The sequence below is a fragment of the Dyella sp. NPDC103356 genome (genome assembly GCF_055584465.1).
The window spans coordinates 122,068-136,237 of the sequence record NZ_JBVJLZ010000005.1 but is presented as its reverse complement, the minus strand read 5'-3'; the positions used below and the strand labels follow the sequence as shown (position 1 = coordinate 136,237).

Genomic DNA, 14,170 nt, shown 5'->3' with positions numbered 1-14,170 from the left:
GTACCAGCCATCGCAGGCCCTACCCGGCCCGCACCAACCGCAAGGGGAACCGCCCGTATGGGTTCGATGATTGCCACGCCACGTCTGTTGGGCGCCCTGATCCTGACCGCGTTGTCGACCGCCGCCATGGCGCAGACGAGCAAACTCAGCACCGAGGATTACGCGCAGGCCGAACGTTTCGCGATGTACAACGCGACACCACTGGTCGACCACGCCGTTACCACCGTCAACTGGATGGACGGTACGCACTTCTGGTATCGCGACCACGATGCCGGCGGCGACCACTACCTTCGCGTCGATGCGACCACCGGCAAGGCCGAGCCGGCCTTCGACCAGGGCAAGCTGGCGGCAGCGCTCGGCAAGGCTTCGGGCAAGCCGGTCGACGCGAACAAGCTGATGCTGACCGAGTTCGCTCGCCTGGACGACGGCCGCCTGGACGTAAAAAAGGGCGGCAAACATTATGTGTGCGACCTGACGAGTGCCGATAGCTGCACCGTCAAGTCGGACAAGGAACCCGGCGTGCTCTCTCCGGACAAACGCAGCGAAGCGTTTATCCGCAACTGGAACCTGTGGGTGCGCGACGTCGCCTCCGGCAAGGAAACCCAGCTGACCACCGATGGCGTGGAAGACTTCGGCTACGCCACCGACAACGCCGGCTGGAAGCACACCGACGCCGCAATCCTGGTGTGGTCGCCCGACTCCAGCAAGATCGCCACCTTCCAGCAGGACCAGCGCAAGACCGGTGAGATGTATCTCGTCTCGACCAATGTCGGCCATCCGAAACTCGAAAAGTGGAAGTATCCGCTGGTTGGCGATACCGATGTGACGATGATCGAGCGCGTGATCATCGATGTGCCGGGCAAGCATGTCGTGCGTCTGCAGATGCCGGCCGATCAGCATCGCTCCAGCCTGTGCGACGACATCAGCTGCGGCCGCGACGGTGGCTGGGACGATGTGAAGTGGTCGAAGGACGGCAAGAGCCTCGCGTTCGTGTCCACCTCCCGCGATCACCGTCAGGAATGGTTCCGCATCGCCGATCCGCAGACCGGCAAGGTGCGCACCGTGTTCGACGAAAAGGTCGCGACGTACTACGAAAGCGGCAACGACATGGTGAACTGGCAGTACCTGCCGGACACCAATGAGGCGATCTGGTTCAGCGAGCGCGATGGCTGGGGCCAGCTGTATCTGTACGACCTGAAGACCGGCAAGCTCAAGCAGCAGATCACCCATGGCGAAGGCAACGTCACCCAGGTGCTGCATGTCGATCCGGCCACACGCACGATCTGGTTCCGTGGCGTCGGTAAAGAGGCCGGCGTCGATCCGTACTATCAACAGTTCTACAAGATCGGCTTCGACGGCAAGCACCAAACGCTGCTGACGCCGGAAAAGGCCGACCATGCGATTAGCCTGTCCGATGATGGCCGCTACTTCGCCGATGCGTACTCCACGCCAACCACCGCACCGGTGACGGTGCTGCGCGATGCGAACGACGGCCGCACCCTGCACGACATCGCCAAGGCCGATATCAGCCGCCTGACCGCCACCGGCTGGAAGCCGCCGGAGCCGTTCACGGTGAAGGGACGTGACGGCAAGACGGATCTGTATGGCTTGATGTTCAAGCCGACGCACTTCGATCCGAACAAGAAATACCCGATCGTCGACTATGTCTACCCCGGCCCGCAGACCGGTTCGGTCGGCAGCCGCAGCTTCAGCGCCGCTCGCGTCGATCACCAGGCGCTCGCCGAGCTGGGCTTCATCGTCGTGGCCATCGACGGCATGGGTACGCCGTGGCGTTCGAAAGCCTTCCACGATGCCTATTTCGAGCGCATCGAGGACAACACCCTGCCCGACCAGGTGGCCGGTGTGAAAGAACTGGGCAAGCGTTATGCGTGGATCGATCTCGACCGCGTCGGTATCTGGGGCCACTCCGGCGGCGGCAACGCCACCGTGGGCGCGATGTTCCACTATCCCGATTTCTTCAAGGTGGGCATCGCCGAAAGCGGCAATCACGAAAATCGCAATTACGAGGACGACTGGGCCGAGAAGTGGCAGGGTCTGCTGAAGAAGAACCCCGATGGCACCACCAATTACGACAAGCAGGCCAACCAGTCGTTTGCGGCGAACCTGAAAGGCCATCTGATGCTGGCGCACGGCACCATGGACGATAACGTGCCGCCGTACGAAACCTTGCTGGTGGTCGATGCGTTGATCAAGGCCAACAAGGACTTCGACCTGGTGATGATTCCCAACGCGCATCACGGCTACGCCGCCGCCAGCACGTACATGATGCGCCGGCGCTGGGATTACTTCGTGCGCAACCTGATGGGTGCCGAGCCGCCGAAGAACTATCAGATGAATCCGCCGAAAGACTGATCGCTTCTGTTCCGGTAAAACAAAAGGCCGCCTCGTGCGAACGGGGCGGCCTTATTGTTTGCGATCTCAGCGTGAGACTATCTGCGCTGCACCGCTGGCCAGCGCCTCATCAATCACTTTGTTCAATTGTGCATCGGCCTTGCTTTGGGCATCTTTCTGCCGCTTGGCCAGTTCCGATTGCTGGCGAGCGAGGCCCGTGCGTTGCTTGCTCAAGGCCTGGCGCTGGGTTTCGATTTCGGCGCGTTCACTCGCCATCTCGCGATCCATATCTGCCTTGCGTTCGGCCAGAGACTTCAGTCGCTCTTCCAGTGCGGCGCGCTGTCTGGTCACGGCGGGAGAATCTCCGGCCGTGTACAGCGAAGCGCGTTCGGCCTCAATGCTGCCGCGCTCTGCTTCCAGCCCACCCAGACGTGCGGCAAGACTGCCTTCGCGGGCGGCAAGACCACCGTCTTCCCCGGCCAATTGCCCTTCCTTGCCGGCGAGCTCACCTTGCATCTGGGCCAGCTCCGTCACCGGTGCATAGGCACCCTGGGCACGCTCGACATAGCCGCTGTCGCGCACCACATAGGCCTTGCCGTCGCGGCGGAACCACAGCATCGGCTTGTCGCCGTCACGCAGGCTCTTCACCTTCGCCAGATCCGCGGTGTCGCCGTCGAACAGGATGTGGTTCTTGCTGATCAGCGCCAACCCATATTTGGCGTTGTCGGAAATCGACAGTTGCACATGATCGGCATTGAAACCTTCCGTATCGGCGGGTGGTACCGGCGGAACAGCAGGCACAGGCGGTACAGCAGGCACAGGCGGAACCCTCGGAACCGGCGGAGGCGGCAGTGGCCTGGGCGCATCCGGCGGCGGCGGTGCGGGCGGCGGAGGCGGTGGCGGCGGCACATCCGAGCTGATGGACATCGCGGTTTCCGGGGCGTCCTCATGCACGCTCATGCCGGCCGCCTCGGTGAGGCGGTACGGCAGCACGCCACCCAGGGCCACCAGCGCCACCAGCAGCCAGCCGCGTGCGCGCGGCGTTGTGTCGTTTACCGATTGCTGCAACATGGTCAGTCGCCTCTTCAAGGTCTGAAAAGTGGGGGAAGCTCCGGCCAGGCCGGAGGGGAGCGGTTGCGCAACGCCCAGACGCAGCAGCAGGCGTCCATAGGTTTGCGCTTCGGTACGTTGCTGACGCATCACCTGTGCATCGCAAGCGGCTTCGCGGTGCAAGGCGTATTCGCGGGTCGCCCAGCGCGCCAGCGGATGAAAGAAGAACAATCGCTGCGCCAGCGCCGGAATCCAACCCAGCCACAGATCGCCGCGGCGGATGTGCGCCAGCTCGTGCGCGATCGCCATGGCCGATTCATCCGGCGTCAGGGCGTGGTCCGCCGGCAGCAGCACGATGGGCGATACGTTGCCGGTGACCTGCGGTGAGGTGATTTCGTCCGATACGCGAAGCTGCGGGCAACGGCGCAAACCCAGCTCGCGCGCTTGGCGCTGGCATAGCGTCTGTAGCGCGTCGTCATCCAATGGCCTGGAAGCACGCAGCGTGCGTCGTGTTTCGATGCCCTGCCGCAGCGTCAACAACAACTGCAGCACGAGGCCGGCGCCCCATAGCGCAAACAGCGCCATACGCCAGTCGAAGGAGACCTTCGGCATCGACGTCGCAGGCAGGACCGCGCCGTCGGATGGATTCGACATCGACAAAGCGACGGACGGCGTCACGTTCACCACCACGCTGTGCGGTTCGGGCTTCAGCAGCGGCAAGCGCAACGGCGAGCCGATCGCCACGCCCAATACCAGTTGTGCACCCAGCAACCACCACAGCATGCAGCGCACGGCCGGCGTCAGTCGCGGCACGAAGCGGATCAACGACCACACGATCGCGAACAGCAACGCCCCCTGCAGCGATGTCCAGGCAAGGCGTTCCAGCAAGGTATCGATCAACGCATCCATGGCTCAAGGCTCCTTGCGCTGCGACTGCAGCTGCGCCACCAGCGCTTCCAGTTCAGCCAGCTCGTTGTCGCTGACCGTCGCGCGTTCGGACATCCATGCGACAAACGGCGACACCGAGCCGCTCAAGGTCTTTTCGACAAACTGGCCGACCGCGCTACGCATCGCCTCGCCAGGGCCGGTGGCCGTGCTGTAGCGGTAGATGCCTTTGACATGGCGGCGCTTCAGATAACCCTTGCCGCGCAGGCGTTCCATCATGGTCAACACGGTGGAGCGGGCCAGGCCGCGCTCTTCGCCGTAGCTGGCGGCCACCTCGCCGACCGAGGCGGGCTCGTGCTCGGCCAGATAGTGCAGCAGCGCCAGTTCCTGGTCGCCGATCGAGGGGTTGCTCATGAGCCGGACTTCCGTGACTACAGTTGTCGTCAACTTACGCCGTGACTACGACTGTAGTCAATAGGCCTGGGGTCATGGCCTGAAGCTCTGAAATAGCCTCCGTTTTCATCGTCGCCCCGGCGGACGCCGGGGCCCAGCGTCTTCAACACGCTCAGGCGTTATGCACTAGGTCCCGGCGTTCGCCGGGACGACGGATAGGAAAGGCCAGAGATTGGAGTGCGATAACCGCTAAAATGGGCAAATGACCACGCCCGACCACTCCCCGCTCGGCAAGACCACGATCTACGCCGACCGCTACGACCCCAGCTTGCTGTTCCCCATCCCGCGCCAGGCCAAGCGCGACGAGATCGGCGTGGACGGCAATGCGTTGCCGTTTCATGGCGTGGATATCTGGAACGCCTACGAGCTGTCCTGGCTCGATGCGCGCGGCAAACCGGTCGTGGCGATCATGAGCTGCCATGTCCCGGCGACCTCACCGGCCATCATCGAATCGAAGTCGTTCAAGCTGTATCTGAACGGGTTCGCGGGCGAGCGCATGGACAGCAAATCGGCCCTGGTCGAGGTCCTGGAACGCGACCTTTCCCAGGCAGCAGGGGCCTCGGTCGAGGTGCAGCTGAGTGATGTCAGTGCACGCGATCACGCCATCATCGATCTCAATGGCACGCTGATCGACGCACTGGAACTGGATATCGACGACTATGGCCCGCCCAAGTCCGAGTATCTGCACGCGGACGACACCGTAGTCGTGGAAGAGACGCTGGTGTCCAATCTGCTGCGCTCGAACTGCCCGGTCACCGGCCAGCCTGACTGGGGCAGCGTACAGATCGCCTACCGTGGGCCACGCATCGACGCGGCCGGGTTGCTGCGCTATCTGGTCTCGTTCCGTAACCACAACGAGTTCCATGAGCAGTGCGTGGAGCGCATTTACGTGGATATCCAGCGCCACTGCAGACCGCAGGCCCTGAGCGTCTACGCCCGCTACACCCGCCGCGGCGGACTCGATATCAATCCCTTCCGCAGCAGTGCCCCGGCCAGCCCGGGCAACCCGCGCGGCGCCAGGCAGTAGCGCCTGCCGGTAATCGAGGCTTCAGATCACCAGCGCTAGGCTTTACGCTGTATCACTTGGCGTCGAGATGCCTCGCGCCGCGATACCCCTTTCCTTATGTCATGCCAACGGGTCCTGTTATGAAACTTTCCGCACGCTCCGCCGCCCTGTACAGCGCCACGTTCGCCGGCCTGCTGATGCTCAGCGCCTGCGGCAAGAGCGAACAGCCGGCGTCCACTCCGCCTGCTGCCAGCACCGCCGCCGCTCCGGCAGCACCGACCCCGGCCTCGACCGCCCCGGCTCCGGCCAGCACGGCCGCTGCCCCGACGCAGGCTCCTGCCCCGTCCACGACCGCCGCTGCCGCTCCGGCCGCTCCGGTTGCCGCCCCCGCCAGCAACACGGCCGCAGCGCCCGTCGCCGGCGATCTCAAGGTAGCCGGCCTGACGCTCGGCGGTGCCGTAAGCCCAGACCATAAGGTCAGCAAGGCCAAGACCACGTTCGCCCCCGGCGACAAGTCGATCTATGCCAGCGTCGCCACCGAGGGCAACACCGATGGCGCCACGCTGAGCGCGAAGTGGAGCTACCTGGAAGGCAAGGGCCAGTTGGTCAACAGCACCAGCCAGTCGATCGCCACCGACGGCCCGGCCACCACCACCTTCCGCGTGCAGAACCCGAACAACTGGCCGGAAGGCAAGTACAAGGTCGAGATCGCGGTGAATGGCAAGTCGGTCGCCACGCAGAACTTCGAAGTGAAAAAGGGCTGATAGCCAGCGCCATCGCTTCTTGAAAAAAGGCGCCGTCAGGCGCCTTTTTTATCGCCGACACTCGGCCGATAAAGCATATAGACCATGGCCACGACGACCACGTAGCCGAATGCATCGTTTGAATACGACGCGCGAACGAATCTTCGGACGATATCGAACAACAGGACGGCTGATTATTCTGGCATCGCATCTGCACCGATCGCTCTCGAGCTATTGCCCTCATCGGCTTTTACCAAGATCCAGGAAAAAACTCGCTTCGCACCCCATGATGTGAGGCATCTTTTAGCGCGTCTCCCATATCTTAAGTGCAATTCATATGCATGCATGCGGTCTTCACCGACGCCGCACGAGCCAATCACGTCGACGCTGTTCAACTGACCACCGCACAGCGACAAGTGCGTCATTCCACGCACGGGAGGCAAGAGCGATGAACCAAGACACCATCAAAGGTCAGTGGAAACAGCTAGGCGGCAAGATGAAAGCGCAGTGGGGCAAACTCACCGACGACGATCTGAAAGTTGCCGAGGGCAACGCCGAATATCTGTCTGGCAAGCTGCAAGAACGCTATGGCATTGCCCGCGATGAGGCGGACAAACAGATCAAACAGTTCGAGAAGACCAACCATCTGCATTGATTTAGGCATGTCTTCTCAGCCACGTGAAGCCGCCGACGTCATGTCGGCGGCTTTTGCAGCTGGCATAGCTCAGGTGTGCTTTTCGCCGTGAGGATGCACGCCCACCGCAGCCAAGACGGCGGCCAGCAGCAGCAATCCGATCGATATATACGCGGACGTGTGCAGACCGGCTACCACATGTGCCTCGCCATCACCGGCAAGCGCACCGAACACCGCGACACCGATCGCACCGCCAGCCTGGCGCGCCGCATTGAGCACGCCCGAGGCAATGCCTGACGATTCGGCATGCACCGCCGATAGCACGGTATTGGTCATTGCCGGCACACCCAGCCCCATACCTGCGGGAAGCAACGCGAAAGCCGGCAACATCAGCCAATACGAACTGTGCGCATCGAGCAACAGCAACAAGACAAAGCCGCCGGCATCGATCAACGCACCGATCACCATCAAGGGCCTTGCGCCGATCACGCCGATCAGCCAGCCACTCAGGATGTTGACGCCAAAAAAGGTCGCCGTCAGAGGCAGGTAGGCCAGGCCTGTGCGCAACGCGCTGTAGCCTTGCACGCGCTGTAAATAGAGGCTCAACACGAAAACGATGCCGTAGTAGGTGAGGTTCACCATCACACCGTAGCCGACGGCAGGACTGAAGCTTGGCCTGGAGAAAAAGTCCAGCGGCAGCATCGGTGTTTTACTACGCGACTCGGTCCATATGAATCCCGCGCCGGCCAGTATGGCGACAAGGAATCCGCCGTAGACAAAAGGATGCGTCCAACCCATCGGCCGCGCCTGGATGATCGCCGCTGTGAGAGCCGCCAATGCCAGCACCGCGAGAACCTGGCCCTGGATATCGAAACTGCGTCGATTATTTTTCGGCGCAGCGGCAGGCACACGCCAGGTCAACCACACGCCTACGGCGCATACTGGGAGATTGATCAGGAAAATACTGCGCCAACTGGCAATGCCGAGCAGCAGCCCGCCGACGATCGGGCCCGCGGCAATCGCGATGCTACCCGAAGCCGTCCACCATCCGATCGCCTTTGCACGCAACCGACGGTCGTGACCTGTAGCCCGATTGATCAGCGCCAGCGAGTTGGGGAGCATGGCCGCAGCCGCCAGGCCTTGCAGCGTGCGTGCAATAATCAAGGTTGGCGCATCGGTGGAAAAACCACAGCCCAGCGAGGCCAGCGCAAATAAGCCCAGACCTGCCAGATAGACACGCCGCGCACCCAGACGATCGCCGAGAAAACCCATCAGCAAAAGCAGCACGGCAAACGACAATGCATAGGCATCCACGACCCACTGCAATGCCGATACGCCCGCCTGCAGCTCGCTTGCCATACGCGGCAACGCGACGTTGACGATGGTGACATCCAGCTGGACGAGTGCGAAGCCAAAGCTGGCGGCCGTGGTGACCCAGGCGGTAGATAGGGAAGGCCCCGTCTCCCGTGTTGCCATGTCCGCCATCAAACGACTCCCGCCGGTCCGCCAAGAGCGAAAAGCATAGGCAGGCACGGTATCAGGGCAGGTGAAGGTCGGGTAGTGGCGGTTCTCTGCATGGAGCGTCTCCCATTCTGGGTAAGTGCGCGTTATACCAACTTGGCCGGACGCACACTTCGCTCCACACCACATCGATCGTGCCGTTACGACCTTGCCAGCGGCAGCATCGATGGGCTCTGATGTGCATCCCGATCCGGCAGGCAACCGATGCCGATCAAGCTGGCTTTGACCGCTTGTTCGATCGGGGTATGCGGCTCGCTACCCAAGAGCTCCAGCAAGCGCGCGTTATCGAGCCGGATCGGGCGCATCCACAGGTAGCGCATCTCGTGCAGTTCGCGCAGCAAACGGACGAACGGCCAGATAACCGCAAGCAACCACCAAGGGAATGCGCGTACCGGCACCGGCTTAGCAACCGCACGCTGCACAGCCTCCACCATGCGCATGCCGGTATCGTCCCAGTGGCCGGCCATATGTATGTTTTCGATATGGTTCAAACGATCCTCGATCTCCAGCAGGCGCAATATGGTTTCGGCCACGTCGGGGAGATAACCCCATTGATGCCCGATACCTACCTTGCCGATGCGCGTGACATGCGATACCGGACGAGCCGCCGTCACCATCTGCGAGAACCAGTTGTTGCCCGCTTTGGGTCCGAAGTAATCGCCTGCGCGTACGATCAGGCTGCGTACGCCTTGCGCACTGGCCTCACGCAATAACGTTTCCATCTGCACGCGTATTGCGCCCTTGCGCGTGCGTGGCCGCTGCGGCGCATTTTCCGTGATCACCGGAAACGTCTCGGGCCCGTAGTTGTAGAACGTACCGGGCAACACGATACGCGCGCCCGTCTGACGCGCCGCACTCAACGTGTTGCGCAGCATCGGCAACACCCATAGCGCCCAGTTCTTGTACGCGGGTGGATTGACCGCATGCACGATCACGTCGGCACCCTGGGCTGCCGCGACCACATCGGCCTCGTTCATCGCATCGCCCTGAATCCATTCGATGCCCTCGCGGTCCGACATCAAGCGTTCGGCGTGGCGATTCAAGGCACGGACGATCCAACCACGGCGCAATGCCGCCTTGGCCACCTCACCACCGATACCGCCGGTCGCGCCCAACACCAACATCGTCTTGCTGCCTTTCATGATCGGCTCTCCGTCTGGGATGTCGCTTATGCTGGCGCCTGGGCGGGTTCAAAGGAATTGACGAGATGCTTGAGTAGCTATACAAAAACGTATGGATCAGACCGAGCCCGAATGGCAGCTTTACCGTACCCTGCTGGCCGCCCTGCAGGAGGGCTCGCTCTCGGCGACGGCCCGCTTGCTGGGCCTCAGCCAGCCGACGGTCGGCAGGCATATCGATGCGCTGGAAGCGGCTCTGGGCATGAGCCTGTTTACGCGTTCGCCCAGCGGCCTGCTGCCGACGGAAACGGCGCTGGCGATTCGGCCCTACGCGGAACGCATGCAAGCAACGGCCGAAGCCTTGCGCCGTGCGGCAACGGCGAACAAAGGTGTCGCCCGCGGCACGGTACGCATCACGGTGGCGGAACTGATGGGTGTGGAGGTCCTGCCGCCCATTCTCGCCTCCATCCGGCACACCTACCCTGCAATCACGCTGGAGTTGGTGCTTTCCGATCGTGTCGAGAACATCCTCAACCAGGAGGCCGATATCGCCGTGCGCATGATCGATCCGACGCAGGAAGCGCTGGTCGCGCGCAAGATCGGCAGGATCGAAATCGGTGCCTACGCGCATCCCGATTATCTCAAGCGTCACCGGGCGCCGCGCAGCATCGACGAACTCGCCGGCCACAACCTGATCGGCTTCGACCATGAAAGCGCCTATATTCGCCGCATGCTCTCGGATACGCCGGCACTGCGGCGTTCCATGTTTGCCCTGCGTACCGACAGCAACGTGGCGCAACTGGCTGCCATCCGCGCCGGTTTCGGTCTGGGCTTCTGCCAGCTTGGCCTGGCCCGGCGCGAGCCGCGCCTGCGCCGTGTGCTACCGGAGCTGACGATGACCCTGAATACCTGGCTGGTCATGCATGAAGACATGCGCCACAACGCCGCCTGCCGTGCGGTTTTCGACATGCTGGCCGATGGGTTGGCCGCCTATATAAAGAGCCAGCACGACCGCTGATGAGCGTTGGTCATCAGGCAACCTTCAAGGTGGCAATTGCGCGGCGGAAAACCCATCGCACCGGCTCAAGCAACAGCATGCCAACAAGAATGCCAAACAGGCGCTCGATCCCCGGACCGATGTCCGCGCTGGCGTAACTGTCGGGCACCAGCACCACCAGGAAGGCCAGAACAAATTGCGTTCCGATATAGCCGATGCCAAGCCTGCCGTTTTCGATATGCCGGCCCGCCGCGACACCTGCGCACATGGCAAGCACCATCAGCCATGGCCACGGATGCGCCAACAGCAAGATACCCGTCGCCAGCAGGCCGCCCACCGTGCAGCCTATAAAGCGATGCAGCAACCGGCTCGAAGGGGCACGGGACGTGGCGGACAAGCTGGCCAGCGGCACCATCATCACCGCCATGATCGTTGTACTGGACTGACTCAGCGCTTCGATATGGAACATCGCCCATACCCAGGGAATCAGTGCCAATGCAACGGCACCCTGCAGCGCGTGCAAGAACGCCGCGCGATGCCAGATCGGCAGGTGGCGAGCTGCGGCTTGCATGCTGCGATCCGTCTGCAGCATCCGTAGCCGGCGGCGTATTGTCACCGCAGACACGCCGCTGACCAATACGGCGGCGAACGTACCGGTGAATATTTCGACAAAGCGCGATTGGGCAAAGCCGGCAAGCGATGCATGGGGAAAGGCCATGCCGTCGATCAACACCATCGCAAACGTCAGGCCGGTAAACAGCCACGCGTAGCTGCGCTTGCCGATCAAGGCCATATACAGCGTGCCCAGGCCCACCAGGCCGAGCGCGAGGCAAAGACGCAAGGGCGATTGGGCAACGTAAGGTGCTATCGACCACGCGGCCACCGCGCCCAGCGCCGTACCGATAACCCGCAGGCAACCGCGCATGAGGCTTTCGGAAAACTGCGCGCGCATCACCATGTAGCCGCTGAAAGCCGCCCAACCGATGTTGCGCGCGCCGAGCAGATGCGCAAGAACAATCGCCAACAGTACCGACACGACACTTTCGAGTTCGTCGAGCGTGCGCGGACCTCGCCGGAACCAGACACGAAAGTCCGCCGCAAGACCGGTTATCAGGCTGCGAAGGTCGGGCAGTGCTTCAGTGATGCGAGACATGAGTTATCGACGTGGCGCCTCGCCTGCGGTGAATGGCCTTCGATGGAATTGCACTGCGCATTTTAGGGCAGCGCGGCTATGGGACGGCATAGCGATTTCTTCTCCCAGGCATAGGGGTATCCTATCGCCTCATGGATATCAGGCAGCTCAAATACTTCGTCGCGATTGTCGATGCCGGCAGCCTCTCCAAGGCGGCACAGAAGCTGTATATCGCCCAGCCATCGCTGAGTCAGCAGATGGCAGCGCTGGAAGACGAACTGGAGACGCAACTGCTGTTGCGCAGTGCGAGGGGCGTCAAGCCCACCACGGCCGGCCATGCCTTGTATCAGCGCGCACGAGCGATATTGCGGCAAATGGAGCAGCTCCGCGCCGACGTGCGCGAGGAAGGCGGCAGCGAATCGGGCATGGTGGCCGTCGGCCTGCCGACCACGATCGCTGCCGTGCTGGCTGTGCCCTTGTTCGAACATGTGCGTAAACATTTCCCTGGCATCCGTCTGCAGATTTTCGAAAGCATGAGCGGCTATATCAGCGAGATGCTGCCCGATGGCCGGCTCGATCTGGCGATCCTGTTTCGCGATTCCGAAACCCATGGCATGTCGGTCATCCCGGTCTTCGACGAAGAACTTTACGTGTTTGGCCAGGCTGGGCTGACGTTACGCAAGACCGCAGCGACCTGCCCCTTGTCGGCCCTCGCCGGGGTGCCGCTGGTGACGCCGGGCACGGTCAACAATCTGCGCCTGCTGATCGAACGCACCTTTTTGCGCGAGGAAGTCGAGCTCCATATCGTCGGCGATATCGACTCGCTGCCGGCATTGATGGCAATCGCCCATGGCGGTAGCGCCTGCACGATTCTGCCTGCGTCGGCGATGCTTCACCGGGCGGAAAACGCCCGCCCGCCGATGCGACGCATCGTCGCCCCCGATATGACCCGACCGGCCAGCGTGTGCTGGTCGCATGCCTTGCCCGTAAGCGCCGCGGCGCTGGCCGTGCGTAAGGCGATGGTTGGCCTGATCGGCCAATTGCATGCCGATGGCCGCTGGCCGGGCATCACGTTGCGGCCGCCGCCGGATGCAGCGACGCTCGAAGACACCAGCGGCAGCGCCTAGCAGCAGGCTCTAGGTTTTACCTATAGGGCACCCGGTCAAATCATATTTCCCGCCGAGACTGGCGCTTTCTAGACTATGGGCTCGGATACATCCCCGGAGTCCTGGTCATTATGTCGCGCTTAATCGCACGCGATATCTTTGTGCTGCCCGCAAATCTATGGCGGCGATGGATACCCTCGCTCACCTTCGATCACGGCGCCGGCTGGCGCGCCGCGTTCGCGGTCAGCGTGCTGTTGTGGTTGGGCCATGAACGACACGATTCGCTCTTTGCCTGGGCAGCCATCGGTGCATTCTGGACCTGCCTGGTCGACCCCGCAGGCACACGCCGTCGACGTCTCGCGTCGATGCTTGCCTTTGCACTGATGTCAGCTCTCTGCGGTGGTTTGATGGCGTATGTCGCCGGTAACGGTACAGTGCCCACCGCGCTGGCACTGTTCGGCGCATGCCTGCTCGCCGGGCTGGCCAGCATGCGCTCGGCGGCCACTTATCAAGTCGCCATCTTGAGCGCGACTGCCTGCGTCGTCATGATCGATCTGCCTTATCACGACGCGCAGCATGTTATGCATCTGCTGCTCACCTATCTGCTCGGTTGTGCGCTCAGTGTCCTGATTGCGGTCAGCGCCTGGATCTGGCCGGCAGCTACCCGTATATCGGTGTCGCATCCGAAGATGGCAGAACGCCATACAGCGACACGCCACGCCATGCGGCTTGCACTGGCAACGACGGCAGCATTTGTGGCCGTGCGCTGCCTGCAGCTGCCGTTCGGCTATTGGGCGACCATGGCTACCTTGTTGATCCTGCAACCGAGCCGTAACGCCAGCTTGCCGCGCATGGCCGAGCGTGCGCTGGGTACGGCCCTGGGTGCGATGATCGCCAGCGCCATGGGCTTGCTCGTCCATTCGCCGACCGGGCTTGTGCTGGCCGCCTTTCCGCTGGTTGGTCTGGCGATTGCGGTACGCCGGATCAACTACGCGCTGTTCGTGGTTTTTCTCACGCCATCGTTCGTGCTGATTACCGATTTTGCGCTGCCCGCCAGCGAAGTCACCTATGCGATGACCCGGCTAGGTAACAACCTGCTGGGATGCTTGGTTGCTTTTATTGCGATGCAGATCGTTTTGCCACGTGAAACTATGGAGAGGGCCTGAAGGCCGT

At 62.4% G+C, this 14,170-nt stretch carries 12 protein-coding genes; 7 read left to right on the top strand and 5 right to left on the bottom strand.

Going from position 1 to position 14,170, the window contains the following annotated elements; genetic code table 11:
• Positions 1-57 precede the first annotated feature (57 nt).
• Positions 58-2,373 carry a S9 family peptidase gene (locus ACZ6WW_RS13140; protein WP_465274600.1) on the top strand — a complete coding sequence of 772 codons (2,316 nt, stop codon included), beginning with the start codon at positions 58-60 and terminating at the stop codon, positions 2,371-2,373.
• A gap of 66 nt (positions 2,374-2,439) precedes the next feature.
• Here ACZ6WW_RS13140 and ACZ6WW_RS13135 read toward each other — a convergent pair whose 3' ends face one another.
• Both ACZ6WW_RS13135 and ACZ6WW_RS13130 read right to left on the bottom strand, forming a co-directional pair.
• Positions 2,440-4,311 carry a M56 family metallopeptidase gene (locus ACZ6WW_RS13135; RefSeq protein ID WP_465274599.1) on the bottom strand — a complete coding sequence of 624 codons (1,872 nt, stop codon included), beginning with the start codon at positions 4,309-4,311 and terminating at the stop codon, positions 2,440-2,442.
• Positions 4,312-4,314: 3 nt separating this feature from the next.
• The gene (locus ACZ6WW_RS13130) at positions 4,315-4,701 is read right to left on the bottom strand and encodes a BlaI/MecI/CopY family transcriptional regulator (RefSeq protein WP_281851481.1); all 387 of its coding nucleotides are present in this window, start codon (positions 4,699-4,701) and stop codon (positions 4,315-4,317) included.
• A 241-nt stretch (positions 4,702-4,942) separates the two neighbouring features.
• On the opposite strand from ACZ6WW_RS13130, the gene queF reads away from it, so the two are divergent.
• The 3 genes from queF to ACZ6WW_RS13115 all read left to right on the top strand — a co-directional run bounded on the left by queF (position 4,943) and on the right by ACZ6WW_RS13115 (position 7,144).
• On the top strand, positions 4,943-5,767 hold the full coding sequence (gene queF, locus ACZ6WW_RS13125) for an NADPH-dependent 7-cyano-7-deazaguanine reductase QueF (RefSeq protein ID WP_465274598.1): 825 nt from the start codon (positions 4,943-4,945) through the stop codon (positions 5,765-5,767).
• A gap of 119 nt (positions 5,768-5,886) precedes the next feature.
• A complete protein-coding gene (locus tag ACZ6WW_RS13120; RefSeq protein ID WP_465274597.1) occupies positions 5,887-6,510 on the top strand; it encodes a hypothetical protein in 624 nt (207 codons plus the stop codon).
• A 427-nt stretch (positions 6,511-6,937) separates the two neighbouring features.
• On the top strand, positions 6,938-7,144 hold the full coding sequence (locus ACZ6WW_RS13115; RefSeq protein WP_465274596.1) for a CsbD family protein: 207 nt from the start codon (positions 6,938-6,940) through the stop codon (positions 7,142-7,144).
• 69 nt (positions 7,145-7,213) lie between these two features.
• On the opposite strand, the gene ACZ6WW_RS13110 is transcribed toward ACZ6WW_RS13115, so the two are convergent.
• Positions 7,214-8,608, bottom strand: a complete 1,395-nt coding sequence (locus tag ACZ6WW_RS13110; protein ID WP_465274595.1) for an MFS transporter — start codon at positions 8,606-8,608, stop codon at positions 7,214-7,216.
• A 176-nt stretch (positions 8,609-8,784) separates the two neighbouring features.
• Entirely contained in the window at positions 8,785-9,786 is a 1,002-nt protein-coding gene (locus tag ACZ6WW_RS13105) for an NAD-dependent epimerase/dehydratase family protein (RefSeq protein ID WP_465274594.1), read from the bottom strand.
• A 91-nt stretch (positions 9,787-9,877) separates the two neighbouring features.
• On the opposite strand from ACZ6WW_RS13105, the gene ACZ6WW_RS13100 reads away from it, so the two are divergent.
• Positions 9,878-10,780 (top strand): LysR family transcriptional regulator, encoded by a 903-nt coding sequence (locus ACZ6WW_RS13100; RefSeq protein WP_465274593.1) that lies wholly within the window; start codon positions 9,878-9,880, stop codon positions 10,778-10,780.
• 13 nt (positions 10,781-10,793) lie between these two features.
• Here ACZ6WW_RS13100 and ACZ6WW_RS13095 read toward each other — a convergent pair whose 3' ends face one another.
• Positions 10,794-11,912: an FUSC family protein gene (locus tag ACZ6WW_RS13095; RefSeq protein ID WP_465274592.1), complete on the bottom strand. Its 1,119-nt coding sequence runs from the start codon at positions 11,910-11,912 to the stop codon at positions 10,794-10,796.
• Between the two features lie 131 nt (positions 11,913-12,043).
• On the opposite strand from ACZ6WW_RS13095, the gene ACZ6WW_RS13090 reads away from it, so the two are divergent.
• Positions 12,044-13,018, top strand: coding sequence for a LysR substrate-binding domain-containing protein (locus ACZ6WW_RS13090; protein ID WP_465274591.1), 975 nt, complete (start codon positions 12,044-12,046; stop codon positions 13,016-13,018).
• A 110-nt stretch (positions 13,019-13,128) separates the two neighbouring features.
• Positions 13,129-14,163, top strand: a complete 1,035-nt coding sequence (locus tag ACZ6WW_RS13085) for an FUSC family protein (RefSeq protein WP_465274590.1) — start codon at positions 13,129-13,131, stop codon at positions 14,161-14,163.
• Positions 14,164-14,170 lie beyond the last annotated feature (7 nt).